26 protein-coding genes are annotated in these 25,253 nt (G+C 68.3%); 18 read left to right on the forward strand and 8 right to left on the reverse strand.

Annotated elements, in window-relative coordinates:
- Positions 1 to 32 precede the first annotated feature (32 nt).
- From HYU53_09150 to HYU53_09190, 9 genes are read left to right on the forward strand one after another with little or no spacing between them, the layout of a single operon-like run.
- Positions 33 to 428, forward strand: a complete 396-nt coding sequence (locus HYU53_09150) for a cytochrome c maturation protein CcmE (GenBank protein ID MBI2221360.1) — start codon at positions 33 to 35, stop codon at positions 426 to 428.
- Between the two features lie 3 nt (positions 429 to 431).
- On the forward strand, positions 432 to 2,927 hold the full coding sequence (ccsA, locus tag HYU53_09155; protein MBI2221361.1) for a cytochrome c biogenesis protein CcsA: 2,496 nt from the start codon (positions 432 to 434) through the stop codon (positions 2,925 to 2,927).
- Entirely contained in the window at positions 2,905 to 3,528 is a 624-nt protein-coding gene (locus HYU53_09160) for a zinc ribbon domain-containing protein (GenBank protein ID MBI2221362.1), read from the forward strand. The genes ccsA (HYU53_09155) and HYU53_09160 overlap by 23 nt, the downstream gene beginning before the upstream one ends.
- Positions 3,525 to 4,718, forward strand: coding sequence for a hypothetical protein (locus HYU53_09165; protein ID MBI2221363.1), 1,194 nt, complete (start codon positions 3,525 to 3,527; stop codon positions 4,716 to 4,718). Before HYU53_09160 ends, HYU53_09165 begins: the two co-directional genes overlap by 4 nt.
- A 2-nt stretch (positions 4,719 to 4,720) precedes the next feature.
- Entirely contained in the window at positions 4,721 to 5,419 is a 699-nt protein-coding gene (locus HYU53_09170) for an ABC transporter ATP-binding protein (GenBank protein ID MBI2221364.1), read from the forward strand.
- A 9-nt stretch (positions 5,420 to 5,428) separates the two neighbouring features.
- Complete coding sequence (locus HYU53_09175; GenBank protein MBI2221365.1) at positions 5,429 to 6,115, forward strand: heme exporter protein CcmB; 687 nt, start codon at positions 5,429 to 5,431, stop codon at positions 6,113 to 6,115.
- 38 nt (positions 6,116 to 6,153) lie between these two features.
- On the forward strand, positions 6,154 to 6,810 hold the full coding sequence (gene ccsA, locus HYU53_09180; GenBank protein MBI2221366.1) for a cytochrome c biogenesis protein CcsA: 657 nt from the start codon (positions 6,154 to 6,156) through the stop codon (positions 6,808 to 6,810).
- An 11-nt stretch (positions 6,811 to 6,821) separates the two neighbouring features.
- Positions 6,822 to 7,121, forward strand: a complete 300-nt coding sequence (locus tag HYU53_09185) for a CcmD family protein (GenBank protein ID MBI2221367.1) — start codon at positions 6,822 to 6,824, stop codon at positions 7,119 to 7,121.
- Positions 7,118 to 7,282, forward strand: a complete 165-nt coding sequence (locus HYU53_09190) for a hypothetical protein (GenBank protein ID MBI2221368.1) — start codon at positions 7,118 to 7,120, stop codon at positions 7,280 to 7,282. Before HYU53_09185 ends, HYU53_09190 begins: the two co-directional genes overlap by 4 nt.
- 20 nt (positions 7,283 to 7,302) lie before the next feature.
- Here HYU53_09190 and HYU53_09195 read toward each other — a convergent pair whose 3' ends face one another.
- From HYU53_09195 to aroA, 3 genes are read right to left on the reverse strand one after another with little or no spacing between them, the layout of a single operon-like run.
- Complete coding sequence (locus tag HYU53_09195) at positions 7,303 to 8,040, reverse strand: metallophosphoesterase family protein (GenBank protein ID MBI2221369.1); 738 nt, start codon at positions 8,038 to 8,040, stop codon at positions 7,303 to 7,305.
- Entirely contained in the window at positions 8,018 to 8,533 is a 516-nt protein-coding gene (locus HYU53_09200; protein MBI2221370.1) for a shikimate kinase, read from the reverse strand. The genes HYU53_09195 and HYU53_09200 overlap by 23 nt, the downstream gene beginning before the upstream one ends.
- Positions 8,533 to 9,828: a 3-phosphoshikimate 1-carboxyvinyltransferase gene (aroA, locus tag HYU53_09205; protein MBI2221371.1), complete on the reverse strand. Its 1,296-nt coding sequence runs from the start codon at positions 9,826 to 9,828 to the stop codon at positions 8,533 to 8,535. The genes HYU53_09200 and aroA overlap by 1 nt, the downstream gene beginning before the upstream one ends.
- Before the next feature lie 47 nt (positions 9,829 to 9,875).
- Here aroA and HYU53_09210 point away from each other — a divergent pair, with 47 nt between their 5' ends.
- The 3 genes from HYU53_09210 (at position 9,876) to HYU53_09220 (ending at position 12,012) form a co-directional block, all read left to right on the forward strand.
- The gene (locus tag HYU53_09210; protein ID MBI2221372.1) at positions 9,876 to 10,322 is read left to right on the forward strand and encodes an ATP-binding protein; all 447 of its coding nucleotides are present in this window, start codon (positions 9,876 to 9,878) and stop codon (positions 10,320 to 10,322) included.
- The gene (locus tag HYU53_09215) at positions 10,312 to 11,124 is read left to right on the forward strand and encodes an inositol monophosphatase (GenBank protein MBI2221373.1); all 813 of its coding nucleotides are present in this window, start codon (positions 10,312 to 10,314) and stop codon (positions 11,122 to 11,124) included. The genes HYU53_09210 and HYU53_09215 overlap by 11 nt, the downstream gene beginning before the upstream one ends.
- Before the next feature lie 114 nt (positions 11,125 to 11,238).
- Complete coding sequence (locus tag HYU53_09220) at positions 11,239 to 12,012, forward strand: hypothetical protein (protein MBI2221374.1); 774 nt, start codon at positions 11,239 to 11,241, stop codon at positions 12,010 to 12,012.
- Positions 12,013 to 12,050: 38 nt separating this feature from the next.
- Here HYU53_09220 and HYU53_09225 read toward each other — a convergent pair whose 3' ends face one another.
- Positions 12,051 to 13,529: a hypothetical protein gene (locus tag HYU53_09225; GenBank protein MBI2221375.1), complete on the reverse strand. Its 1,479-nt coding sequence runs from the start codon at positions 13,527 to 13,529 to the stop codon at positions 12,051 to 12,053.
- Between the two features lie 101 nt (positions 13,530 to 13,630).
- On the opposite strand from HYU53_09225, the gene HYU53_09230 reads away from it, so the two are divergent.
- Genes HYU53_09230 through HYU53_09255 form a run of 6 tightly spaced genes read left to right on the forward strand, consistent with a single transcriptional unit; the run spans position 13,631 to position 20,299 of the window.
- Positions 13,631 to 14,221: a DedA family protein gene (locus HYU53_09230; protein MBI2221376.1), complete on the forward strand. Its 591-nt coding sequence runs from the start codon at positions 13,631 to 13,633 to the stop codon at positions 14,219 to 14,221.
- Between the two features lie 19 nt (positions 14,222 to 14,240).
- The gene (locus HYU53_09235; GenBank protein MBI2221377.1) at positions 14,241 to 15,242 is read left to right on the forward strand and encodes a glycosyltransferase family 2 protein; all 1,002 of its coding nucleotides are present in this window, start codon (positions 14,241 to 14,243) and stop codon (positions 15,240 to 15,242) included.
- 53 nt (positions 15,243 to 15,295) lie between these two features.
- On the forward strand, positions 15,296 to 16,270 hold the full coding sequence (locus HYU53_09240; GenBank protein ID MBI2221378.1) for an SGNH/GDSL hydrolase family protein: 975 nt from the start codon (positions 15,296 to 15,298) through the stop codon (positions 16,268 to 16,270).
- Complete coding sequence (locus HYU53_09245; protein MBI2221379.1) at positions 16,267 to 17,877, forward strand: hypothetical protein; 1,611 nt, start codon at positions 16,267 to 16,269, stop codon at positions 17,875 to 17,877. The genes HYU53_09240 and HYU53_09245 overlap by 4 nt, the downstream gene beginning before the upstream one ends.
- Positions 17,874 to 19,496 (forward strand): glycosyltransferase family 39 protein, encoded by a 1,623-nt coding sequence (locus tag HYU53_09250; protein MBI2221380.1) that lies wholly within the window; start codon positions 17,874 to 17,876, stop codon positions 19,494 to 19,496. Before HYU53_09245 ends, HYU53_09250 begins: the two co-directional genes overlap by 4 nt.
- A 41-nt stretch (positions 19,497 to 19,537) precedes the next feature.
- Positions 19,538 to 20,299 (forward strand): NTP transferase domain-containing protein, encoded by a 762-nt coding sequence (locus tag HYU53_09255; protein MBI2221381.1) that lies wholly within the window; start codon positions 19,538 to 19,540, stop codon positions 20,297 to 20,299.
- A gap of 1 nt (position 20,300) precedes the next feature.
- Here HYU53_09255 and HYU53_09260 read toward each other — a convergent pair whose 3' ends face one another.
- From HYU53_09260 to HYU53_09275, 4 genes are all read right to left on the reverse strand, one after another.
- Positions 20,301 to 22,241, reverse strand: a complete 1,941-nt coding sequence (locus HYU53_09260) for a hypothetical protein (protein MBI2221382.1) — start codon at positions 22,239 to 22,241, stop codon at positions 20,301 to 20,303.
- A gap of 9 nt (positions 22,242 to 22,250) precedes the next feature.
- Positions 22,251 to 23,207, reverse strand: a complete 957-nt coding sequence (locus tag HYU53_09265; GenBank protein ID MBI2221383.1) for a flippase-like domain-containing protein — start codon at positions 23,205 to 23,207, stop codon at positions 22,251 to 22,253.
- Between the two features lie 160 nt (positions 23,208 to 23,367).
- A complete protein-coding gene (locus tag HYU53_09270; GenBank protein ID MBI2221384.1) occupies positions 23,368 to 24,237 on the reverse strand; it encodes a hypothetical protein in 870 nt (289 codons plus the stop codon).
- Positions 24,216 to 25,220: a class I SAM-dependent methyltransferase gene (locus HYU53_09275; protein MBI2221385.1), complete on the reverse strand. Its 1,005-nt coding sequence runs from the start codon at positions 25,218 to 25,220 to the stop codon at positions 24,216 to 24,218. Before HYU53_09275 ends, HYU53_09270 begins: the two co-directional genes overlap by 22 nt.
- Positions 25,221 to 25,253: the final 33 nt, after the last annotated feature.

The following is a 25,253-nucleotide window of genomic DNA, read 5'->3' on the forward strand; positions in this document are numbered from 1 at the left end:
ATGGCCGGATACGCCGGCAGCGACAAGTCCTTATGAAGCAAAGAGCTATCAAGATCGCTCTGACCACCCTCGTCCTCGTGGGCGCCTTCAGTGGCCTGCTGTACTCCACGCTCCGGGACGGCACCGAATACTACAAGCACGTCGAGGAGGTGTCGGGCGAGCCTTCCCGTTGGTACGGGAAGAAGCTGCAGCTGCACGGCTTCGTCGTGGACAAGTCGATCCTGCGCAGGCGGGACTCGCTCGACTACCGCTTCAAGATTCAGAGCAACGGCTCGGTGATCGATGCGCGGTACACCGGCGTCGTGCCCGACACGTTCAAGGACGGCTCGGAGGTCGTGCTCAAGGGCACGCTCGGGCCCGACGGCTTCGACGTGGCGCCGAACGGCGTGATGGCGAAGTGCCCGTCGAAGTATGAGCCTGGAAAATAGCTGATGCCATCCCTCGGCACCTTCGTCCTGCTCGCCGCGTTCGTCATGGGTGCGTATGCCGCGGCCGCATCGGTCGTGGGGGCGCGCCGCCGCTCGCGCCGGTTGATTGAAAGCGGCCTCGGCGCGTTCTACTTGGTGACTGCGCTGATGGTGCTGGCCTCCGGCATCATCGTGCATGCGTTTGTGACGAACAACTACGCGATCAAGTACGTGCAGCGCTACTCGGACATGGCGCAGCCGCTGGCGTACAAGCTCGCATCGTACTGGGGAGGGCTCGACGGATCGATTCTGTTCTGGGTCTTTCTGCTGTCGGTGTTCGGCGCGATCGCGGTCCACTCGAACCGCGAGCGCCAGCGGGAGCTGATCCCGTACGTCGTGGCCACGATCGCCATCGTGGAGATGTTCTTCCTCTTCCTGATGGTGATCCACAACAACCCGTTCGAGACGTACTTGACCGAGACGCACGCCGACGGCGCCGGGCTGAACCCGCTGCTGCAGAACTTCTACGTGGCGTTCCACCCGCCGGCGCTGTACATCGGGTTTGTCGGCATGACGATCCCGTTCGCGTTCGGGATGGCGGCTCTGATCACCGGCTACCTGGATGACTCCTGGCTGCGGGCCGTCCGCCGCTGGACGATGATCAGCTGGTTCGCGCTGTCGTTCGGCCTGGTGCTCGGGATGCTGTGGGCCTACGAGGAGCTGGGCTGGGGCGGGTACTGGGGCTGGGATCCGGTCGAGAACGCCGGGCTGCTGCCCTGGTTCACCGCGACGGCGTTCCTGCACTCGGTGATGGTGCAGGAGCGGCGCGGCATGTTGCGGGTGTGGAACGTCTCGCTCGTGATCGTGACCTTCTTCCTCACGATCTTCGGCACGTTCATGACGCGTTCCGGCGTCGTGCAGTCGGTGCACGCCTTCGGCGAGGACCGCGAGCTGGCGCTGATGTTCACGGTCTTCATGGTGCTGATGCTCGGGGTGAGCTTCGGCTACGTGATTCATCGTCTCCCGCTGCTCAAGTCGCGCCACGAGCTGGACTCGTGGGTGTCGAAGGAAGCGGCGTTCCTCGCCAACAACTGGGTCCTGCTCTTCTCCGCGTTCTTCGTCCTGTTCGCGACGATGTTCCCCACGATCAGCGAGGCGCTGATGAACCAGCGTCTCACCGTGGGGCCGCCGTTCTTCAACAAGTGGATGGCGCCGATCGGCCTGATCCTCCTGATCCTCACCGGCGTGGGCCCGCTCCTCGCGTGGCGCAAGTCGACGGTGCGCAACCTGCGCGAGCAGTTCCTGTGGCCCGTCGTCTCGGCGATCGTCGTTGGCGGGGCGGTCGTGGCGCTCGGCGTGCGGGTCTGGAGCTCGGGGCTCTGCTTCGCGCTGAGCGCGTTCGTCTTCGGCACGATCGCGCAGGAGTTCTGGCGCGGCGCGCGGGTGCGCCAGGGAGGAACGGGCACCGACGTCCTCACCGCGCTCGTCGGACTGGTCGCCCGCTCGCGCCGGCGCTACGGCGGCTACGTCATTCATCTCGGCATCGTGCTGATGTTCCTCGGCTTTGCCGGCGAAGGCTTCAAGACCGAGGAACAGGTGCTGATGAAGCCGGGCCAGCAGACGACCCTGCGCGGCTACACCGTTCGCTACGACGGCATCCGCATCACCGACGACGGGCAGAAGCAGATGGTGACGGGGCACGTCACGCTGTTTCGCGATGGGAAACAGGTCGGCGCGATGGAGCCCGGACGGCACTTCTTCCGCAAGCGCGAAGAGGAGCCGACCACGGAAGTGGCGATACGTCGCGGCGTCGCCGAGGACGTGTACGTCGTCCTCGCGGGGTACGACATGCAGACGCAGTCGGCGACGCTGATGCTCGTCGTGAACCCGCTGGTGAACTGGATCTGGTTCGGCTTCGCCGTCATGGCGATGGGCACCGGCATCGCGCTCCTGCCGGAGAGCACGTTCGCGTTCGCCGCCGCGCGCGCGCCGGCCGGCACCGTCACCGCCACGCTGCTGCTGCTCTCGCTGCTGCTCTGGCCGGCGGCGCTCGCCGCCGCCGAGCCGCAGCACGTGGAGACGCCGCAGTCCGCCGCGGTCGAAGTGGCGCGCACGCCGGTCGAGAAGGAGCTGTGGCGCGAGCTGGTGTGCATGTGCGGCACGTGCGGCCGCAAGAAGATTGGCGACTTCTGCTGCGGCTACGCCGCCCAGATGCGTGCCGAGGTGAGGACGCTGCTCGACCAGGGAAGGACGAAAGATCAGATCTTTGCTTACTACATCGAGAAGTACGGCAGCCAGGAGCCGCTCGCGGCGCCGATCGACGAGGGCTTCAACCGGCTCGCCTGGCTCCTGCCGTACGTGTTTGGCGCGGCAGGGCTGGGCCTCATCGTGACCATGGCCATGCGCTGGTCGCGGAAGCCCGCGAGCGCGGCCGCAGACGACGGGGCGACCGAGGCGCGCGTCGAGGCCGACCAATCCCTGAGCACAAGGCTGGACGATGAACTCCGAGATCTCGACTAGGCCCCCCCTGGCGCACAACGCGGATCCCGCAGATGCCGGCGCGGGGTTCCGCCCCTGGCATTTCTTCGTGCTCGCGTCGCTGATGGCCGCGACCGTGGCCGTCCTGATGGCGCCCTCGCCGACGCCCGAGCACCTGATCCTGATCAGCGTCACGCTTGCCGCCGCCGGCCTGGTGGGTGCGGCGTTCCATCGGACGCTGCTGCCGCTGGTCAGCTCGAACGCGGAGCTCACGAGCGAGCCGCTCGGCCGGCGCTCGCGCGCGGCGCTCGAGCGCGAGAAGACGCTCGTGCTGCGATCGATCAAGGAGCTCGAGTTCGACCGCGCCATGGGCAAGGTTGCCGACGAGGATTTCAACGACATGGTGACGCGCCTGCGCGCGCGCGCCATCGCGATCATGAAGCTGCTCGACCAGGGCACGTCGTACCGGGAGATGATCGAGAAGGACCTTGAAAGGCTGAAGAAGAGGTCGGGAGCCTCTTTCGAGCCGCCGGCGGGCGCGACAAAGGCTCCCGACCCCTTTTTCTGCGCGTGCGGTGCCACCAACGACCCGGACGCCCGCTTCTGCAAGAAGTGCGGCGTCAGGCTGGCGGGTGTCGCGTGAGGGCGCTTCTTGCGGCCGTCGCGCTCGTGTTCGCCCTTGCACCCGCCTCAGCGCAGCCGCAGATGCCCGACGCCCGGCAGATGTCCGGCACGCCACTGCCGATGGCCGAGATGACGCCCGGCACCGTCTCGGTCCGCGTCGTGCGTGGCGACATGTCGAACGCCGTCACGAAGCAGGTTGTGGAGCTGACGATTGATGGCGAGAAGAAGACGGCGACCACCGACGAGGCGGGACGGGCGACGTTCGAAGGCCTGAAGACCGGGGGGACGGTCACGGTCCGCGCGGTGGTGGGCGACGAGACCGTGGATTCGAGGCCGTTCCGCGTACCGCCCCAGGGGGGCATGCGCCTGATGCTCGTGGCGACCGATCCGGGCGCCGCGAAGGAGGCCGCCCGGCAGGCGCAGTTGCCGGCGCAACCCGGGACCGTCACGCTCGGCTCCCAGACGCGCATTCACGTCGAGCCCGGCGAAGAAGGGGCCGACGTCTACTACCTGCTGGAAATCCTCAACGGTGCGAAGACACCGGTGCAGCCCGCGACGCCATTCGTGATCGAGCTGCCCGAGGGGACGTCCGGCAGCACGATTCTCGAGGGGTCGCATCCGTCGGCGACCGCTGCCGGCCGCACGGTCCGCGTGCAGGGGCCGTTCGCGCCTGGCGCAACGATGGTCCAGGCGGCGTTCCGCCTGCCGTATTCGAGCGGCCGCGTGAGATTCACGCAGGCGTTCCCCGCGCGCATCGAGCAGCCCGTCGTGTCCATCGCGAAAAAGGCGCCGGGCATCGCGCTGCAGTCAGCGGTCTTTCACGAGACGCGCGAGATGGCCAACGAAGGGCAGGTGCTGCTCGTCGCGCACGCGAAGGCGGTCCCTGCGGGCACACCGCTCGACGTGACGGTGAACGGCGTGCCGAGCCATCCTCGGTGGCCGCGATTCCTGGCGCTGACGCTGGCGGCGGCGATCCTGGGCGGCGGAGCGTGGCTGAGTGCGACGGCGAGCCGGCGCGCCGCCCAGAAAGTCGGGCTCGTGAAGCAGCTGCAGGCGCGCCGTGAAAAGCTCCTGGGCGAGCTGGCCTCCCTCGAACAGCGTCACCGCGCAGGATCGATCTCCGACGGGCAGTACGCGCGGCGGCGCCACCAGATCGTGGAAGACCTCGAGCGGGTGTACAGCGATCTCGACGAAGGCGCGGCCGCCTGACCGTGGATTTCGACCGCGTCACCTTTCACGAAGTCTCCAAGAGTTTTGGCCGCCGGCGGGCGCTCGCCAAAGTGTCGCTCGAGTGCCGCGCCGGGGAAGTGGTCGGGCTGCTCGGCCCCAACGGGGCGGGGAAGTCGACCCTGCTGGCGCTCGCCTCGACGCTGATGTCGCCGAGCACCGGCGAGGTGCGCTACGGCGAGACGCCGGCGCGGCAGGGGGGCGCGGCGCTGCGCGCGCGGATCGGCGTGCTCGCCCACGACCTGCACCTCTATCCCGAACTCACGGCGCGTGAGAACCTGGAGTTTTTCGCCCGGTTGTACCGGCTGGACGGCGTGGCTGCGCGCGTCGACGCCGCGCTGGCGCGCGCCGGGCTCGCCGACCGCGCCGACGACGCCGTGTCCGGGTTCTCGCGCGGCATGCGACAGAGGCTTGCCGTGGAGCGCGCGCTGCTGCACGGGCCGCGGCTCGTCCTCTTCGACGAGCCCTTCACCGGCCTGGACGAGGACGCGCGGGAGGCGATGCTGAAGCGGTTGCGCGCGCTGCGGGACGGCGGGGCGATCGTGCTCGTCGCGACCCACGATTTCGGCACCGTGGACGCGGCGCTCGACCGCGCCGTGCTGCTCCGCGGGGGCAGGCTGGTGGCGACGGCCGACGGGGGAGGGAGCCTGTCGGAGATCTATCGGCAATCGGTCTCCCGATAGACAGAGATCATGATCGCAGCGTTCACCCGTACCGTCGCCCTCGTGTTGTGGAAAGATCTCACGGTCGAGTTCCGGAGCCGCGAGATTCTGTACACGACGCTGTTTTTCGCGGCGTCGTGCGTGCTCGTCTTCGCGTTCAGCTTCGTGAAGGACGGGCGCGCGCTCGAGGACGCGGCGGCGGGGATCCTGTGGATCGCGATTGCCTTTGCGGGCACGCTCGCGCTCGGGCGGACGTTTGAGCGCGAGCGGCAGAGCGAAACGCTGCGCGCGCTGATGCTCGCGCCGGCCGATCGTCCGGCGATCTACGCCGGAAAGCTCGCCGGCATGCTCGTGATCATGGTCGCGGTGGAACTCGTGCTGGTCCCGATCGTCGGGCTGCTGTTCCAGGCCCCGGTGGTCCGGCACGCGCTGCCGCTCGCCGTCCTGGTCGTCGTGGGCACGGTGGGCTATGCGGCAGTCGGGACGCTGTTCGCCGCCATGCTGGTCCGGGCGCGCAGCCGCGACGTGCTGCTGCCGGTGCTCTTGTATCCGGTGACGGTCCCGGTCATTATCGGCGGCGTGCGGGGCACGGCAGCGCTCCTCCAGCCGTCGGCAGACCTGCCGACCGCCTGGATGTGGATTGGGCTGCTCGGCGCGTTCGACGCCGTGTTCTTGACGCTGGCGTTCTGGGTGTTCGAGCCGGTGATGACGGACTGATACTGTCAGGGGTCAGGGGCCAGGGCTGAAAGAGCATCATGAAGAAGCTGTATCTACCTCTTGTCGTGGTCGCGGCGGCGATGTTCGCCTATTCCCCCATCATCATCGCGAACGCGCCGTACGAAGCCACGATGGGGCTCGTCCAGAAGATCTTCTACTACCACGTCCCATCGTGGATGGTGATGTTCACTGGCGTGTTCGTCTGCGGGCTCGCGAGCGCCGTGTATTTGTACAAACACACGCCGTTGGCCGATCGGCTCGCGTTGAGCGCGGCAGAACTGACGGTGGTGTTCGGCCTCATCGGTCTCATCACCGGCCCGCTGTGGGGTCGAAAGGCGTGGGGTGTCTGGTGGCAGTGGGACGCACGCCTGACCATGTCGCTGCTGCTGTGGCTGATTTTCGTCGCCTACCTGCTCGTGCGCCGCTACGGTGGGCCGGGCGCCGACAAACTCTCGGCCGCGCTCGCCGTGTTCGGCATGGCCAACGTGCCGTTCGTGTACGTGTCGGTCAACATCTGGCGCACGATCCACCCGACCACGTCGGTGGTGACCACGCTCGGGCCGGGCATGCGCGGCGCGTTCTGGTGGTGCGCCGCCTCCTTCCTGGTGCTGATGGCGCTCACGCTGGCCGCGCGCGTGCGCCTCGAACGGGAGCGCGCGGCGCTCGACGAACTGTACCTTTCGCTCGAAGACTGAGGCTTCATAGCATGTTGACCACGCTCACTCGCGTTCTTTGCGCCGCGCTGTTGATCGCGTCGCTCGTGCCCGCGCGCGCGGCCGCCCACGCGCAACAGCCTCGACCACCCGCCCAGCAGAGCGAGTTCGTTCCGGTCGACGAACTCCCGCAGGCCGACCAGATCCCGGCCGCTCCGCTCGTCATCGCCGCCTACGCCGTGGCGTGGCTGGCCATCTTCTTCTATCTCTTTTCGATCTGGCGGCGTCTGCAGAAGGTCGAGAAGGAACTGGGAGAGGTCGCGCGCCGCGTCGGGGAGCGCAGCCGGACATGAACCTTTCGGAGATGTCGGCGGCGCACCTCATCTTCATCCCCGCGGTCCTGCTGGTCGGGATCGTGATCGGATGGGTGCTGGGGTCCCGCGCCGCCGCCGACGCCTACGCGTCCGAACAGCGAAAGGACGCCGCGCGCAGGGCGAGGCAGAAGGAAGAGTGAAGGTGTAGTGGGCAGTGGCCTCAACGTCCCACGGACAGCCGGTTCGCCAGAGCGCGCGGCAGGCCCGCCGCGATGATTTTCTCCTGCGCCTGGGCGATCGGATAGTCGACCCGGCGCAGCACCACGACTCCCGTCTGATCATCGTAGATGGCGAAGGCCGCGCGCGCGTCCCCGTCGCGCGGCTGGCCGACCGAACCAGGATTGACCAGCAGCCGCCGGCCGTTTCGCGCCTGTACGGTCGTCTCCCCGTTCTCCGGCACGATGGCCTCGAAGGCCTGCCCGCTGCGAAGAAACGCCACGGCAATGTGCGTGTGGCCGAAGAAGCAGAGGCCGGCTCTGGTAAGCTCGAGGGCGCGCCAGGCGTCCGCCGCGTCGAAGATGTAGGCGTCTTCGTCAAACGGCGCGCCGTGGCAGATCTCGATGTCCCTGTCGACCAGCACGGGGCCGGCAGCCAGGTCCCGCAGAAACTCGCGATTGTCGGCCGTCAGCGTCTCGTACGTCCATTCGGCGGCCCGGCGCGCCACCGGATTGAACGACAACGCGTCGTCGATCCCGCAGGCCGCCTTGTCGTGGTTGCCGCGGATGATGAACGCGGGGGAGAGCGCGCGGATCCGCTCGACGACGCGGTTGGGCTCGGCACCGTAGCCGACCAGGTCCCCAAGCACCAGCACGCGATCGTGCCCACCGGCGGCGGCGGCGAGCGCCGCCTCGAGCGCTTCGAGGTTCGCGTGAATGTCAGAGAGGACGAGATAACGCATCGACGATCTGCTCGACGACCTCGGTCACGCGAGCACCCGAGGCATCGACGCGGACGTGAGCCTGCTGGTACGCGGGACGCCGCACATGATACAGCCGTTCGAGCTGCGCCAGGTCGCCGGAGAGCGGGCGCCGGCCGTCGGGCGGCAATCGCGCCACGATCTCGGCGAAGGGTACATCGATCCACACCGAGAGCCCGTCCAGCATGATGGCCGCGCGGTTGTCCTGGTCGGCGAACGTTCCCCCGCCGGTGGCCACGACGGTATTGCGCAGCGGCAGGACGATCCGCAGCATCTCGCGCTCGGCGGTCCGGAAATACGGCTCCCCGAAGCGGGAGAAGATGTCGGTGACCGTCATCCGCTCGCGCGCCTCGATCAGCTCATCGATGTCCTCGGCGCGCCAGTGCAGGTGGTCGGCCAGCAGCCGGGCCACGCTGGTCTTCCCGGCGGCCATGAAGCCCACCAGATAGATCTTGTCGCGGTGGATCGAGGCCATCAGGTGCGCAGCCTCTCGAGATCCGCGAAAAATCCCGGGTACGACACCGCCACGGCATCCGCGCCGGTGATCGTGCAGGCGTGCCGCGCGCCGAGCGCGGCGATCGCGAATGCCATCGCGAGGCGGTGATCCCCGGCCGCATCGGCAATACCTCCGGCGAGCGCGTGGGCGCCCCGGACGACGAAGCCATCGGGCAGTTCCTCGGCCTCGGCGCCGAGCGCGCGCAGGCCGCTCACGACCGACGTGATGCGGTCGCTCTCCTTCGCCCGCAGCTCTCCCGCGCCGGTGACGCGGATCTCGCCTGCGTGCGTGGCCAGCGCCGCCAGCGCCGGCAGCTCGTCGATCACCGCCGGCACTTCGGCCGCGCCGATTTCGAGCGGTGAAAGCGAGCCGTGCCTGACGCGAATCGTGCCCAGCGGCTCGCCACCCTCTTCGGCATCGACGTCCACCTCGACGCGCGCGCCGGCGCGCCGAAGCACGTCCACCCACGCCACGCGCGACGGGTTGAGGCCCACGCGCGCGATCCGCACGTCCGACCCCGGGATCGCCGCGGCGGCGATGCCGAAAAACGCGGCAGAGGAGGCGTCGCCGGGCACGTGAAGCACGGCGCCCGTGAGACCGCGCCCTCCGTCAACCGCGATCGCGTCCCCGCTGACACGCGGCGGGGCGCCGAACGCGCGGAGCGCCCGTTCCGTATGATCTCGCGTGGCCACCGCCTCGCGCACGACGGTGGTGCCGCGCGCGTGGAGGCCCGCCAGCAGCACGGCGCTCTTCACCTGCGCGCTGGCGATGGGCATCACGTATTCGATGCCGTGGAGGTCGGTGCCATGAATCCGCAGGGGCGGCCGGCCGCCGGCGTCAGAGTCGAGCCGGGCGCCCATGCGCGAGAGCGGCTCCATGACACGCCGCATCGGCCGCCGGCTGAGCGACGCGTCGCCGACAATCGTCGTGTCGAACGGGTGTGCGGCCAGGACACCGGCCAGCAGCCGCATGGTCGTGCCGGAGTTGCGGGCGTCGAGCGGCTCACCCGGCGACGAGAGGCCGCGAAGACCACGGCCCGCGATCTCGACCTGGCCGCCGGCCGTACGGCCCACATCGACGCCCAGGGCGGAGAGACACGCGAGCGTGGCGGCGCAGTCAGCGCCGGGCGCGTAGCCGGAAATCCGCGAACGACCGGCGGCGATCGCGGCCAGCAGCGCGTAGCGGTGCGAAATGGACTTGTCTCCCGGCACCTCCAGCGTCCCGCGGAGGCGGGCGGCAGGAAGGACGGTGATGGCATGGTGCGCGAGGGTCATGGCGGTGGCCTGCGGCGTTCTTGTTGTATCTTATCCTTTCAGCCTGCATGACCAGCGACCGCCAGCGCGTCGTCCGCCTGCAGATCCACAGCACGTTCGAAATGCTCGACTTCGTCCAGGTCGTGAGCGACGAACTGGGGCGCATGTACGGGCTGGACGAGGACGCCGTTCACTGGGTCGGCGTCGCCGTGCGCGAGTCGGTCATCAACGCGATCAAGCACGGGAACCGCGAGGACCGATCGAAGATCGTCACCATCGAGTTCGCGCTGGACGCGCCGGACTCGCCGACCGAGCTCGTCGTGCGGATCGTGGATCAGGGCGGGGGCTTCGAAGTGGAGGACGTCGGGAATCCCCTCGCGCCCGAGAACGTGCTCAAGTCGAGCGGGCGCGGAATCTTTTTCATGCGCAGCTTCATGGACGACGTGCAGGTGCGCCGCGTCCCGGAAGGCGGGATGGAGGTGAGGATGGTGAAGAAGCTCGGTCATGCCTCTTGATCCGATCTATCTTGCGACCGCCATCGAGGTGGTCACCCGCGCCGGCGCGATCCAGGCCGCCCATTTCGGCAAGCTCCAGCACATCGAGAAGAAGGGAGACATCGACCTCGTCACGGAGGTGGATCTCGAGATCGAGCGCATGTTCCGCGCGCTCGTGGCCGAGCGGTTCCCCAGCCATCGCATCCTCGCCGAGGAGTTCGGCGCGGGCACGGAGGGGGAGGCGGGCTCGCGTTACTGCTGGCTGTTCGACCCGGTCGATGGGACGACGAATTACGCCCACGGCATGCCCATTTTCTGCTCGTCGCTCGCTCTTGAAATCGATGGGCGGGTTGAGGTGGCCGCCGTGTTCGATCCGAGCCGCCAGGAGCTGTTTACCGCCGAGCGCGGCGGTGGTGCGCGGCTGAACGGGGTGCCGCTGCGAGTCTCGGCGTCCGAACAGCTCATCGACTCGATGCTGTGCACCGGGTTCCCGTACAACGTGCACGCCATCGTGGAAGAGATCGTCGGGCTGTTCGCGGAGTTCGTGGGAAGGGCGCGCGCCGTGCGCCGCCTGGGATCGGCGGCCATCGATCTGTGCTACGTCGGCGCGGGACGCCTCGACGGGTTCTGGGAGCGGCTGTTGAGTCCGTGGGACATCGCCGCGGGCGCGCTGATCGTCGAGGAGGCCGGCGGCAAAGTGACGGGCTTCGACGGCGGCCTGTTCACACCTCGATCCGGCGAGATCGTCGCATCAAACGGCCGGATTCACGACGCCATGCTCGACACCATCGCCAAGTACCGTTCACGAAAGCGGACGGAATGACCGAAAAAGGGGTCGGGACAAGGCGCAGCGGGATAAGGGGGACAGTCACACTTTTCCGGCGTTTTCCCGAGGGAAAAGTGTGACTGTCCCCCTTACCCGGCTCTGGCACATGCCATGCTCAGCCGGTCAGTGGGCATGTTGCCCGAGTCGGAGGTCAGAACCATGCTGCGCTCGAAGATGGGGCGGATGATCCTTGGCGCCCTCGCCATTGCCTTTCTACTCGCACCCGCCGCGGCGATGGCCCAGTCCCAGTCGATCACGTTGACGGCCGGCTTTTTCGCTCCCAAAGGTCAGGACGGCCGCGTGGACGACGACGTGCTGCTCGCCGAGTTGAGCAGCGGCGACCCGCTGCTGTTCGAGATTGGCGACTTCGCGGGCGGGAACATCGGCGCCGAATGGCTGATTGGCCTCGGCGACTACCTGGAGGCGGGCGTGGGCGCGTCGTACTATCGCCGGACCGTGCCGAGCATCTACGAGCTTTCGGTGCGGCCGAACGGATCGGAGATCGAGCAGGACCTGCGGCTCCGCATCGCGCCCGTGACAGCGACACTGCGCGTCTTTCCGATGGGAAAATACAAGGGATTCCAGCCGTATCTCGGTGCGGGCGTGTCGCGGCTGAACTATCGGTTCAGCGAGGCGGGGGACTTCATCGATCCCTCGGACAACGCCATCTTTCCGGCGCGGTACGTCGGGAAAGGTTCGACGGTCGCTCCGGTGTTCCTTGGCGGGCTCCGGTACCCGGTTGGCGATCGCCTGCTCGTGGGCGGCGAGCTGCGCTACCAGAGCGGCGAGGGGGACCTGCCCACGGGTGGCGAAGACGGGTTCATCGCGAGCAAGATCGATCTGGGGGGCTGGAACGGGAACTTCACGCTGGGCTTCCGGTTCTGAACTCCGGATTTGAACCACAGGGGACGCGTCCCCTGTGGTCAGCTCTGCCTGCGGTACAGGGCCACGCCGCCACCCGCGGCGACGCGTGAGAATCCCCTGAGGAAGGCGGGATCCGTGCGGGCGCGCGCCGCCAGCATGTCTCCGCCTTCAGCCTTCTCCTCGATCAGCATCCACCGCACGTGCGCCGCCGGCCGCGGCAGCGCCGCTTTCCAGAGATCGCCGTTTCCCTCGTGCAGGAAGTCGCCGATGCGGATGTCCGCGTGCGACAGCTCCTGCATGTAATGCCCCAGGGATCCCATGCTCGCCATGATCGGCTCGTGGTCCCAGTGCTCGCGCAGGTAAGCGGTCACCGCGCGTCTCGCAGCGGCGTTCGGCCTGTCCCACTGCGCCTCGCGGACCATCGCGGCGGTGGGATCGAGCGGCGGGCGCACGGCCACGGTACCGAGGACCAGGATAGCGGCGGAGGCCGCAGCCAGCCGCAGACGCAGCAGACCGATCGCGGCGCCGGACACGAGCGCCATCGACGCGACGTGCACAACCATGTACCGCACGCGATAGGGATGTCCCTGCAGAAATGCGTACCAGGGAAGCGCGGCCGCGGCGACAGGCGCCAGGAGCAACAGCATCGACGCGCGCGCAGGTCTCGCGATGGCGAGGATGGCGATCGCCACGGCGGATGCGAGACCGGCGGCCACGAGCGGCGCACCGGCGATGGTGATTGCCCCGCCCAGTACTTGGCCGGCGGCCACCAGGGGGTGTCCGAGCGCCGGGTTTTCAGGCACGAAGAACCCGCTGCTCACGAACCATTCACCGACCGTCATCCGGCTGATGATGACGAAGAGCGCCGCGGCGGCCGCAGGGTACGCTGCCAGGCGTGCGACGTCGATCGCTGCACGCGCCGCGTGCTCACCCCGCCGTAGACGCGCGGCGAGAGCGAGGCCGAGCAGCGCGCCGGTGACCGGCCAGGCCTCGTATCGCGTCCAGCACGCGAGAAAGAGCGAGACCCCCGCATGGCGCCGGGCGCCTGCGGAGTCCCGCGGGCCGTCGAGCCACCGCGTGACGGCGAGCACAGACCACAGCAGGAGCGCGACGAGCAGCGGCTCTGTCATCGGCGTGCTCTGGAGATAGAGCGTGTTGGGGTTCAGCGCGAGGAGTGTGACGGCTGCAATCGCGCCGCTCTTCGGCGCGGTGTGGCGCTGAATCGCCGCCGCGAGGGAGTACGCGGCAAGCGCGCCACTCGCAATTGAAATCGCCACACCGGACGCGCCGGTTCGATAGAGGGCGTCCACCTGGACGGGGAGCAGGTTCAGCAGGTGGGGAAGCGGCAGCCAAACCGCCCCGATCTGTTGCCAGCCCGGTGTGAGGCTGTCGATCACCCGGCGCGCCACGACGAGGTGCCCTTTCGCGTCGTAGTGGCTGAGCGTCAGGTCGAGCCGTGCGTAATACAACGCGGCCGCCAGGCCGGCGAGCGCCACGGCGATCGCGCTGCCGATCGCGAGCCGGTTCGCGCTGCGCACGTGCCCCACGCCAGTGCGGTCTGTTATGATCACAAGCTCCGCAGTTTATCTCATGCAACGGAGTGTTGTTTGACCCGCAGGGGCCTGTCTTGATCCGCAGGTTGGCAGCCTGGTTCCAGGGCTTCGCGATGGCCCTCGGAGCGCCGGGCGTCTTCCTGATTTCCTTTCTCGACTCGTCGTTTCTCTCCTTGCCGGAAGTGACCGACGTACTGCTCGTGTGGATGACCACGCAGCACCCGGGGCGCACGCTGCTCTACGCGACGATGGCCACCGCGGGGTCGGTTGCAGGCTGTTACGCGATCTTCTTCCTGGCTCGAAAGGGAGGAGAGGCGTGGGTTCGCAAGCGTTTCCACCGGCGGCACGTCGATCGCGGCCTCGATTTGTTCCAGCGTTACGGCATCTGGGTGCTCATCGTCCCGGCGATCCTGCCGCCGCCCGCCCCTTTCAAGATCTTCGTCCTGATGGCGGGGGTTGCGGGGATGTCATCGGCGCGGTTCATCACCGCGGTGGCGATCGGCCGCGGCGCCCGCTACTTCGGCGAAGCGCTGCTGGCGTTGTGGTACGGCAAAGCCGCCATCGCGTTCCTGAACGACAACCTGAAGCCCGCCGCCTGGTTCACCATCGGACTGATGGCGCTCGGCGTGCTTTGCTGGCTGTGGCGGATCCGGCGTCGAAAGACAGTGAAACAGTAATATAATCAAGAACTTCCAGATGCAGCCGGACCTGTCTGTGGTCGTCCCCGTACGCAACGAGGCGGAGAACGTCCGCGAGCTCTGCCGTGAGCTGGTGGCCGAGCTGTCGCGCTGGGGGCGCCCCTTTGAAATCCTCGTCATCGACGATGGCAGCACGGATGACACGTTCCGGCTGCTTCGCGAGATCCAGGCGGGCGAGCCGCGGTTGCGGGTCATCCGCTTCCGCCGCAACTTCGGCCAGACCGCCGGGTTCGCGGCCGGCTTCGCCCACGCGCGCGGCCGCTACATCGTCACGATGGATGGCGACCTCCAGAACGATCCGCGCGACATCCCCGCGCTCGTCGAGATGATCGAAGATGGCGACGATATCGCGTGCGGCTGGCGGAAGGACCGCAAAGATCCGTTCCTGAACCGGCGGCTGCCGTCGATGATCGCGAACCGGGTGATCTCGTGGGCGACGGGCGTGCGGCTGAACGACTACGGCTGCTCGCTGAAGGTGTTTCGCGCCGAAGTGGTGAAACCCCTGCGGCTGTACGGCGAGATGCACCGCTTCCTGCCGGCGATTGCCAGCGAGCAGGGAGTCCGGATCTCGCAGCGCCCGGTGAACCACCGCGCGCGGGTGCATGGGCGGTCCAACTACGGCATTTCGCGCACGCTCCGCGTGATCCTCGACCTGCTCACGGTCAAGTTCCTTCTCAGCTACTCGACGCGGCCGCTCCAGATGTTCGGCGTGCTCGGCATCGTCATGGCGACCCTGGGCGCGGTGATCAACGCGTATCTCGCGTATCTCCGGCTGTTCGGCAACCAGTCGATTGCAGACCGTCCGCTGCTGCTCCTGGGCATTCTGCTCATCTTCAGCGGCTTCCAGTTAATCACGCTCGGCCTGCTTGCGGAGCTGCAGATCCGCACGTACCACGAGTCCCAGGACAAGCCCACCTACGTCATTCGCGAAGTGCTCGAAGCATCGCCGCGGACTGACGAAGCGGGCGAGCCCGCCGCCCTTGGGCGGCGCTATCCCTGATCTCCTCGTCGGTGGTGACCAGTCCTTCTCCTCGCGCCGGATGGCTGTGCCGCGTGTCGGCTGCCGTGATCCTGTCCATGGCGGCCGCGCACTGCGGCGGCAAAGGGCCCACGGCGCCGCCTGCGGGCCCGTTCACGCAGTGCCCGGCGGACATCCAGCTCGATTCTCCGGATGGCGGGCCGGTTGCCGTGACCTATTCGGCGCCGGGCGCGAGCGGGGGCACGCCTCCGTACGAGGTGACGTGCACGCCGCCCAGCGGTACGGCGGTCGGCCTCGGCACGAGCACCGTCACCTGTAGCGTCGTCGACAGCACGGGCCGCGGCACGATCTGCAGCTTCAACGTGACGGTGGTACGCCCGCCGCGGCTGGCGCTCTCGCGGTTCCTGGCGTTCGGCGACAGCTTGACCGAGGGCGTCACCAACGAAATGCCCACGTTTCGGATCGTCGACTACCCGAACTCCTACCCGCAACAGCTGGACGCGCTGCTCCGCGCGCACTTCCGCGGGCAGTCGCTGGCGGTGATTCCGGACGGCGTAGGGGGGGAGTTGATCTCGGGCGCCTCGCAGCACAGCCCCGGCGCCCAGAAACGGCTGCCGGTGGACCTCGATGCGGCGCGGCCGGAAGTCGTGCTGCTCATGGAGGGCACCAACGATCTGACCGCGGACCCCGCGAGCCCGGATGACCTGCTTGCGCGTGCCGTGGACGGCATGCGCAAGATGATCGACCAGGCACAGAGCCGGGGCGTCCGCGTGTTTCTCGCGACGATCCCTCCGATCAATCCTGCCGGCACGAAGGGGATCTCTCCTGAGGCTGCCGCGGAGGTTCCGGTCTTCAACGATCGCCTCCGGGCGCTCGCGCAGGCGGAGGGTGTCGTGCTCGTGGACGTCCATGCCGCCATCAGCGCGCGTCCTGACCTCATGAGCAGCGACGGGCTGCACCTGAACACGCTCGGGTATGGGGCCGTGGCCCAGCTGTTTTTCGACGCCATCAAGCGGGAGCTCGAGATTCGCGATTCGCTGACCCCATGAACGCCCGGCGCGCCATCGGCCTGCTCGCGCTGTTCTCTGTGTTGGCTGTGGTCCACACGTGGCCGCTCGCGTCCGCGCCCGGCACGCTCTCGCGGAACGACAACGCCGATACCGTCCTCAACGAGTGGGCCATCGCGTGGGTGGCGCACCAGCTTCCCCGCGATCCCGTCCGGCTGTTCGACGCCAACATCTTCTACCCGGAGCAGAGGACGCTGGCCTTCTCCGAGCACATGATCGTGCAGGGGCTGATGGGCGTGCCGCTGTTCGCCGCCGGCGCGTCTCCCGTCCTCGCGTACAACCTCCTCGTGCTGGCCGGATTCGCGCTCACCGGCTGGGGGATGTGCCTTGTCGTCCACCGCTGGACGGGAGACACCGTCGCCGCGGTCGCCGCCGGCTCGCTCGCGGCGTTCAACGCGCACAGCTTCACGCGCATTCCTCATCTGCAGGCCCTGCACGTGGAGTTTCTCCCGCTTGCGATCTACTGTCTGGACCGGCTGCTGGCGTCCCCGCGCGTCCTGACCGGGCTTGCGCTCGGGTCGTTTTTCGCGCTGCAGGGTCTCACGTCCTACTACTGGTTCGTGTTCGCCGCCTTCGCGCTTGTGGCTGCCGCGCTGGCGCGACCGATGGACTGGTGGGGGGAGCGGGCGCGGCCGCTGGTTGTTCCGGCCGGTGCGGCCCTGGGTATCGCTATGTTGATCGTCGTTCCGTTCCTGTGGCCGTATTACGACGTCAGTCGCTCGCTTGGCATCGTGCGGAGCCTCGACGACGTGGCCCTGTATTCCGGATCCTGGCGTGACTACCTGAGCACGCCCGGCCGGCTGCACTTCGCGGCGTGGAGCCACGTGGTCTGGGGTACGGGGGGCAAGACGCCGCTGTTTCCCGGGGTTCTGGCGCTCGGCCTAGGCGCCATCGCCGTGGCGGCACGCTGGCGCGACACGCGAGTCCGCATGTGGCTGGCGATCGTCGTCGTGGGAATTCTCCTGTCGTTCGGCACCAATCTTCCGGGCTACGGTTGGTTGTATCAAGCGGTTCCGATGTTGAAGGGCATCCGCGCACCCGTCCGCGCGGGGCACCTGGCGCTGATCGCCCTCGCGGCGCTCGCCGGTTTCGGGCTGGCTCACCTCCGGCACCGCATACGACGCCCGGGCGTCGCGGGCGTTCTGGCAGTGACGGCGATTGTCATCGCGACAGCGGAAAGCTGGGTGGCGCCTATCGGCTACTATCCCGCGAGGGAGCCGGCAGCGGTCGCAGGCCTGCTCTCAGGCGAGCCGCGGGCGGTCGTCGTCGTCTTTCCGATGGCCTCCCCGTCCGTGCCGTTCGGCAACGTGCAGTACATGCTCGACTCCACGCTTCACTGGAAGCCGATGCTGAATGGATACTCCGGTTTCGTGCCTTCGAGCTACGTGCATCACTGGACCGAGTTGCAGACGTTTCCCGACGAACGCGCGCTTGCGTATCTCGAGCGCGTCGGTGTCACCCACGTCGTCGTCTACCACGGCGACGGAGAAGCGCCGGAGCATCGTGGGCTGCAGCACGTGGCCGGTTCTGACGGAGTGACGGTGTTCCGCCTGCGGTGGGAGCGGATCGAAGATCCGATGCGCAGATGAACGCGCACCACCTGCTGCTCGCGGCAATCGTGGCGCTGGGCTTTGCGTTGCGCGTGTGGGGTATTGGCTTCGGGCTGCCGGACATCCCGGCGCGCCCCGACGAGAGCGCGCTCGCCGGCGTCGCGATGGAGTTCCTCCAGGGCCGCTTCTGGCCGCTGTTTTTCGATTATCCGCGGCTCATGCCGTACTTGCTTGCGGTCGCCTACGCGGTGTACGGCGCCATCGCCGTGACGGCGGGCTGGTTCGATACCTTCGCGCAGTTCCTGCGCACCTGGACGCAGTACTGGCCGCCACTGTTCCTCCTCGGCCGATGGATCAGCGCCGTGCTGGGCGTGCTGACGCTGATCGTGATCCACCGTCTCGCAACTCGTACGAGCGGGCGCCAGGCGGGGCTGATCGCGGCGTTGTTTCTGAGCGTCGCCTTCCTCCACGTTCGGGATTCGCACTACGCAACGGCCGACGTGCCGATGACGTTCCTGTGCTGGGTCGCGCTCGCCGCGCTCGTGCGGGCCGCCGAGGCGCACGACACGCGCGCGCTGCTCGCCGGCACCTGCACGGCGTCCCTGGCATTGTCCACCAAGTACTCCGCCGTGCCGGCGGCGCTCTCCGTCGCGGCGGTGTTGCTGGTCTGGCGGACGAAGGGCTGGATCGACACCCGCGGGCTCATCATGAGCAGCCTGAAACACGCGGCCCTCGGCGCCGCGGTATTCCTGGTCCTCAACCCGTACGTCGTGTTTGACTTCGAACGATTTCGCCTGGGCATGGCGCTGCTGTCCGAGTCGTATTCGATGGGCATGAAGACGCAGCATCATCTCGGCAGCGGCTGGGCCTACCATCTCGTCGTGACACTCCGGTACGGCGTCGGCTGGCCGATGCTGGCAGCGGCCGCGGCGGGAGCGATTGTGATCCTCCGCCGTCGGCCCGCAGAGGCGGCAGTGCTGGGCGCCTTCGTCCTGCCGTATTACGCGCTCGCGGGAGAATCGCGGCTGTTGTTCGTGCGCTACGCCGTGCCGCTGGTGCCGTTTGTCAGCTACGCCGCGGCGGTCGCAGTCGACGCCCTGTTCACGCGACTCGGTCGCGCGTGCCCGAAGATGCTGGTCCTCGCGGGGGCTGCTGCCCTGATCTCCATCATTGCGGTCCCGACGCTCGCAAGTTCGGTCGACTTCGATCGCCTTCTCAGCCGGCGCGACACGCGCGTGGTTGCCGCGGAATGGGCGCGTGCACACATCCCGCGGGGTGCGACCATCGCGCAATCCGGCTCCGAGTACGGTCGAGTAGGGTTCGGTTTCGACGCGCCCTATCGCAACTGGGAGTACTGGGAAGCGTGGGGTACTTACGTCGATCTCCACCGGCGCCGCGCGTCCCCCCGCGCGGGGCTGCCCCAGTACATCGTGGTCCACGAGTCACCGCTGCCGTACAGCTACGTCGCGCCGCGCATGCAGCAGGACATCAAGGCGGGCTACGAGCTGGTCCGGGTCATTCGTGGATTGCCCGCATCCGAGCGACGGAATGTCTACGATTACCAGGACGCGTTCTTCATGCCGTACGCAGGGTTCTACGGGGTGTCACGACCGGGTCCCACGATCTACATCTGGAAGCGGCGCGCGGATGTCCAGTGAGCGCCTGCGAGTCATCGTGTGTGCCGGAGGGCGCGAGAGGCATGCCTGAGCGGATGCTCGTGGTTCCCGCCGCCGGCCGCGGCACGCGCCTGAACTCGGCCCTGCCGAAGGCGCTGGTACCGGTGGCGGGCCGTCCCATGCTCGATCACCTCTTTGCGCTGTACCGGCCCTACGTTGGGCGCTTCGTTATCGTCGTGAACCCCGAATCCGAGCAGGCGGTTCGCGAGCACTGCGCGCGTGTCCAGCCTGGCGCCGTCGACTTCGCGGTCCAGGCCGTCCCCACGGGCATGCTGGATGCGATCCTGCTCGCATCGGGTGCCGTGCGCGCGGCGAACGCGGAGACGATCTGGATCACGTGGGCGGATCAGGTGGCGGTGCGCGACGAGACGGTGGCGGCGCTCGCGCGGACGTCGGACCGGCCGGGCGTGGCCCTTGCTCTGCCGACCTTGCATCGCGCGCATCCCTACACGCTGCTCGAGCGCGACGAGACCGGCAGGATCGTTCGCGTGCGGTACAGGCGGGAACACGACCCGATGCCGGCGGCGGGGGAGAGCGAGATGGGGGTGTTCAGCCTGTCCCGCGACGCCTATCTGGAGGACCTGCCGCGGTTCGCGGCGGAACGCGCCGTCGAGGCGGGCGCTGCGACGGGCGAGCGGAATTTCCTGCCGTTCATTCCCTGGCTGGCCGCGCGGCGTGCGATCGTGACGTTTCCCGCCACCGAAGATATCGAGGCCGTCGGCGTCAACACGCCCGACGAGCTTGCGATGATTGAAGAGGCCCTGCGCCGGCGGCCGCCGGCCTGATTCAGTGAACGGCGAAGACGCGCACTTCGAGATTGCTGAACACCGGCGTGAAGAACTCGGGATGCAGCTCGAACTTCTCGATCCCTGAGGGATAGAGCGCCCGCTCCACGCGATCGGCGTAGATGTATTCGATGCCCAGCCGCGCCGCAATCCGGCGCGCCTCTCCGGCATCGGCGGTCTCGTACATCTCCTGCACCTCGCGGGAGCGCTCGTTGTAGGCGGGCACCTTCAGGAGGGAGATCGGCAGGCCCGCGGCCATCCGGCGCTCGGCAAAGCTGGGTATCAGGCTCCACGTCTCGCGTCCCCGGCTGATGGGCTCCATCTGGACGATGGCTCCAGCGGGCGTCGCGCGCTTGAGCCACCGGAACGCCTCCTGCTCGTCAGGGGTCAGGTCGATCGTCCAGCGAAATCCGCCGATGCTGCGCTCGTAGTTGGCCGTGTCGCGCGCGTTGTACCAGTCGATCGCCGTTGTGGGAAGGCCCGCAATCGCCGCGGCCGCGATCACCGCCGCCGTGACGCCCGCGACACGTCCGCGGTCGAACAGCCCCATCGCCGCGCGCGCCATCAGCATGGCCGCCACGCAGATCAGGATGTGTCCCGCACGGAAGCCGATGTAGGCCGTGTCCACGTCGAGGCTCACGAAGTGCATCAGCGCGAGCGAGAGCGGGATCATCACAAGGGCAGGTGTCGCGGCGGCAAGCGGCGCCTGCCCTCGCGGACCGATGAGGCCGGCGAGGGCGACCGCCAGGACGGGCCCAAGCGACACGGCAAGGCTCGCAATCGGCGCGTTCGCCGCAAGTCCGTGGAGCCCGAACGTCAGCGCGTGGGAGGCGCCTTCCAGCATGTGGTTGCCCGCGCACCACGCGATGGCGGCCAGCACGGGCAGCGCCGCGAACGCGTGGAGTGGGACGCGCCGGACCGTGCCAGTCCTGACGGCATCCACGATCACCGTGCCGGCGTAGCCCAGGGAAAACATCCCACCGGCGAGAGGGTTGCAGAGGACCGACGCGCCCAGCGCAACGCCGCCGGCGAGAATCGCGGATATCGGCGCCACCGCTCCGCCGGCCGCGCCGATGACGAGCGCGAGAACGCCCGCGGCGTACGCCATCGTGTGCTGCGGGACGTACCACAGCGCCCGCTGCAGACCGTCGATGCGCAGCCCCTGGAACCGCCAGTTCGCGATCGCGTCGATGTTGGTGTGCCGCAGGTACCACAGCGGGACATCGCGGCGCCAGAGCCGCCACATCTCGTACAGGCCCTCGGCACTGCTCGCCACGATCGCCAGCGCAACGGCGATCCCCGCGGCGGCGGGGCGCGCCGCCGCGACGCGCGCCAGCAAGTACAGGACGGCGCAGAACAGCAGGCCGGTGGCGATCGCGTTGCCTTTCAGAGATGCTTCGATCGATCGCAGCGGCGCCGGGCCGCGCCCGGCGACCGCCGCAGGGACGATGAAATAGCCCCAGTAGTAATGAATGGGCTCCCGCGCGAGATATGGATTGCGCAGCGGCATCTGGAACTTGCCGACCTCCGCGGTGAGCGCCATGTGCCACACGAAGTCGGCGGTGAAATAGGCGCGATACAGGCGCGCGCCGTTCGGCTGCTGCTGGCCGACGCGCGCGAAGGGGGGTACGGCCACGGCCAGCGTCAGCGCGCACACGAGGGTGAGCGCGATCGTGTCGCCCCGCGTCCACGCGAAGATCGGCAGCGGCCGGACCACACGTGCGGCGATCCAGCCCGCCGCCAGCGTGACGGCCCATGCGGCCAGAAACCCCGGCCTGGATGCCGCGCCCACGGCGATCGTCGCCCAGAGACCTATCGTGCTGAAGGCATAGCCCAGGATGGCCCCGCCCACGTACGCGGCCGGATGACGCGGGCCGAAGAGCGCTCGGCCAAGGGGGATTCCCGGCAAGGCGGCAGCGGCGAAGGGAAGCGCGTACAGCACGGCGAGGATCTATTTCGGCCGGCCGGGCGAGGCGGCGCCCGCGCTGGTGGCGTAAAGTAACCCGCCGGGCAGGTTCCCGACAACACCCAATGCGACGAAGAGCACGGACAGCGCGAAGGCAGCCGGCTGGGGAACGCCGGCCTGACCGAAGAACCAGACGAACGCGAGCTGGCTCGTGCCGAGGCCGTTGATTGTAATCGGCAGCAGCATGATCAGCAGAATCAGCGGCACGAACGCGGCATAGACAGAGAAGGGTGCCGCGATGTCGAGCGCGCGGCCGAGGCAATAGGCCTGGACGATCCGAAGCAGTTGCACCCCCGCGGACCCGGCCAGCACGTTGGCGAGACCGCCGCGATGGCGCGCGTAGCGGCGGGTGGCATCCACCAGGGATTCAGCGGCATGCCGGACGCGCGCGCCGGGCAGCCGGCGCGCGGCGTGCCGCGCGAGGCCGGCCGCCCGCTCGCTGAAGACGACCAGCGCGCCCGCCGCGCACACGGCGAGCGAGACCGCCAGCGTGGCGGCCACGCCCCGGTCGGCGAAACGGGCCCCGGCAAGCGCAAGGCCCGCCACACCTACGATCGCGATCGAGGCGACCCCGAGCACCCGATCGATCGCGACCGATGCCGCCGACTGTGCGGCGTCCACGCCGTAGCACGAGAGGCTGTACGCGCGCACCACGTCGCCGCCGACGCTGGGGAGGAACGTGCCGACGAAGGTGCTCACGAAGAACACGCGCAGCACGGCGGCGAGCGGCGGCCGCTGCCGCGGCTCGACAGCGCGCAACAGCACCAGCCAGCGATACGCCATCAGGGCGCGATCGAACAGGACGAGACCGGCCGCCGCGGCGATCCAGGCCAGGTTGGCGCCGCGCGCCGCGGCGAGCACCGCAGCGGGGTTCGCGCGCCAGAGGAGGAAGAGAAACAGGCCGGCCGCGACGAGAATCCGCGCGAGCCGGCCTGCAGTCAAAGCGGCTACTGGGCGTTGAGCGCGCTGCCGAGCGAGATCGGCCGCGGGTTTGGACCGATGTACACGCGGCTGACGCGCATGTCGCGCATGGTGTCGTTGTACAGCGACCCGATGACGATGGTCTGGCTGGCCGGGTTGTAGCTCCCCGGGTAGGTCGTGCTCAGATCGACCTTCGTGGCCCCGGCTTCCGACGTGCCCTCGAAGATCCGCAGGCGGGCGTTCCCGCCGCGCCACTCCAGTCGAACCGCACCGCGCCGCTGTCCCAGAAGCGGTCGACGAGGACGCGATGCTGGTTGCCGGCGAGATTGCTCGATCCCGTGCCGTCCTGCATCAGCAGGATCTTCGACTGCCCCGCGAAGCTCGAGTCGCCGGTGGGCTTGATCCGAATCGCGACGAAGGACACCTCGCCTTCCGGCAGCGCGGAGATCCGATACCCGAGATAGCTGTCCGAGTCGTCCAGTTTCAACCCGGGGCTCTGGTCGTCGAGGACAAAGAACACCTTGCTCTGCATGTCGGCGACCGTTCGGCCGTTCGTGAGGATATCGAACACCTGGTTGCCGCTCTTGAAGCTGTCGATCTTCGTCTTGAAGCGCGACGCGGCGGACCAGGCACCCACGCTCGCGCCCTGGATGGCGCGCGCGCGCCAATAGTACCGGGTGGACGGCTGCAGGTCGGTCGGCACGCTCACCGAGGTCTGGCCGCTGGATCCTTCGGGCACGCCGGACTGCGTGAACGCGACGGCAAAGCTCGCCAGCCGGCCGGGTATCAGCGCGAAGCCGGAATTGTCGGCCACCTGGAACTCGTAGGTGCGCGACCCCGCGCCCGACGACACGTTGTTGACGGTGAGGGTCGGCCGCAGCGTATCGAGCTGCGCGTCGTCCGACGGTGAGACGAGGGTCGGCGCGGGGAGCGCGGTGCCATCGGGCGCCGTCGGGCTGACCGGCACTTCGCGGGAGCCCCCGGACCCGGAGCAGGCGGCGGCGATCGCGCACGCGCCGATGAAGGGAATCAGGACAGAGTGCTTAACCACGATGCCTCCGCGACCGGGATCAGAGAGAAATCAGAGAGTAGCACAGGGACGAGCAGCTTCACCGCACGTCCGATCGCCAACGTCTGGCCCAGCCAGTAGGGGACATGCAGCCGGCTGGCGCCGAGCCAGGACACGAGCCGCCGCGCCGCCGACGAGAGACGAGGAGCGAGGCTGGCGCCTCGCTGGAGCACGTAGTCGAGTTCGAGGCGCTGCCAGTGTGGTCGCATGAGGACGACGTCGAAGCCGTGTTCGCCGAGCAACCGCGACATGGTCCGCCGGTCAAAATAGAAAAGGTGGACCGAAATGAGGAACAGCCACTTGCGTCTCAGCGCGCGCGCGATCCAGCTCCCGACGTCCGGATAGTTGATGACGAGCAGGCCCCCCGGCTTGAGCAGGGTGCGGCAGTGTTCCACGACCGCGACGGGGTCCGGCGTGTGCTCGATCACGTCCCAGAGCGTCACCACGTCGAAGCTGCCGGGCTCGTAATCGTGGTCGAAGACGCTGCCCTGGCGGATATGGATGCCGTAGTGCCGCGAGCCGAACTCCGCGAGCCACTTGTTCGGCTCGCACCCCGTGGCGTCCCAGCCGGCTTTGCGCGCCGCGGCGACAAACGCCCCGGCGGCCGTCCCGATGTCGAGCAACCGTCCCTTTCCGCCGAGTGCGCGCTCGATGGCGCCGAGCGAGCCGGCAAAGGTGCGTTCGCGCGCGTCGAGCTGCGACACGTACGTGGGATCCTCCCCGTCGGTATAGCCGGAGACAATGAGGTCGCCGCGGAGACGGGGGTTGATGTACTGGAGGGAGCAGGACCGGCAGCGCACGACCTGATCGATGAGCAGCTCGTCGCCGGAGGCGCGGAACTTCTCGACCAGGTCCGCGTCGGTTTCGAGATGGTACTGAGCCTCATACACGAGGTCGGCGTCGTCCGATCCGCAGAGAACGCATCTGACGTGCTCGAGCACGTCGGCCCGGGTCGGTTCATGCATGATGAATGGATTAATTATACGGGAGCGGCACCC

This window comes from Acidobacteriota bacterium, from assembly GCA_016184105.1.
Lineage (GTDB): Bacteria > Acidobacteriota > Vicinamibacteria > Vicinamibacterales > 2-12-FULL-66-21 > JACPDI01.

Excerpts from the sequence above, each read along its gene's own strand:
- HYU53_09150 (MBI2221360.1), top strand. The coding sequence starts at position 33 with ATGAAGCAAAGAGCTATCAAGATCGCTCTGACCACCCTCGTCCTCGTG.
- ccsA (MBI2221361.1), top strand. The coding sequence starts at position 432 with ATGCCATCCCTCGGCACCTTCGTCCTGCTCGCCGCGTTCGTCATGGGT.
- HYU53_09160 (MBI2221362.1), top strand. The coding sequence starts at position 2,905 with ATGAACTCCGAGATCTCGACTAGGCCCCCCCTGGCGCACAACGCGGAT.
- HYU53_09175 (MBI2221365.1), top strand. The coding sequence starts at position 5,429 with ATGATCGCAGCGTTCACCCGTACCGTCGCCCTCGTGTTGTGGAAAGAT.
- ccsA (MBI2221366.1), top strand. The coding sequence starts at position 6,154 with ATGAAGAAGCTGTATCTACCTCTTGTCGTGGTCGCGGCGGCGATGTTC.
- HYU53_09185 (MBI2221367.1), top strand. The coding sequence starts at position 6,822 with ATGTTGACCACGCTCACTCGCGTTCTTTGCGCCGCGCTGTTGATCGCG.
- HYU53_09190 (MBI2221368.1), top strand. The coding sequence starts at position 7,118 with ATGAACCTTTCGGAGATGTCGGCGGCGCACCTCATCTTCATCCCCGCG.
- HYU53_09195 (MBI2221369.1), bottom strand. The coding sequence starts at position 8,040 with ATGCGTTATCTCGTCCTCTCTGACATTCACGCGAACCTCGAAGCGCTC.
- HYU53_09200 (MBI2221370.1), bottom strand. The coding sequence starts at position 8,533 with ATGGCCTCGATCCACCGCGACAAGATCTATCTGGTGGGCTTCATGGCC.
- aroA (MBI2221371.1), bottom strand. The coding sequence starts at position 9,828 with ATGACCCTCGCGCACCATGCCATCACCGTCCTTCCTGCCGCCCGCCTC.
- HYU53_09210 (MBI2221372.1), top strand. The coding sequence starts at position 9,876 with ATGACCAGCGACCGCCAGCGCGTCGTCCGCCTGCAGATCCACAGCACG.
- HYU53_09215 (MBI2221373.1), top strand. The coding sequence starts at position 10,312 with ATGCCTCTTGATCCGATCTATCTTGCGACCGCCATCGAGGTGGTCACC.
- HYU53_09220 (MBI2221374.1), top strand. The coding sequence starts at position 11,239 with ATGCTCAGCCGGTCAGTGGGCATGTTGCCCGAGTCGGAGGTCAGAACC.
- HYU53_09235 (MBI2221377.1), top strand. The coding sequence starts at position 14,241 with ATGCAGCCGGACCTGTCTGTGGTCGTCCCCGTACGCAACGAGGCGGAG.
- HYU53_09245 (MBI2221379.1), top strand. The coding sequence starts at position 16,267 with ATGAACGCCCGGCGCGCCATCGGCCTGCTCGCGCTGTTCTCTGTGTTG.
- HYU53_09250 (MBI2221380.1), top strand. The coding sequence starts at position 17,874 with ATGAACGCGCACCACCTGCTGCTCGCGGCAATCGTGGCGCTGGGCTTT.
- HYU53_09255 (MBI2221381.1), top strand. The coding sequence starts at position 19,538 with ATGCCTGAGCGGATGCTCGTGGTTCCCGCCGCCGGCCGCGGCACGCGC.
- HYU53_09275 (MBI2221385.1), bottom strand. The coding sequence starts at position 25,220 with ATGCATGAACCGACCCGGGCCGACGTGCTCGAGCACGTCAGATGCGTT.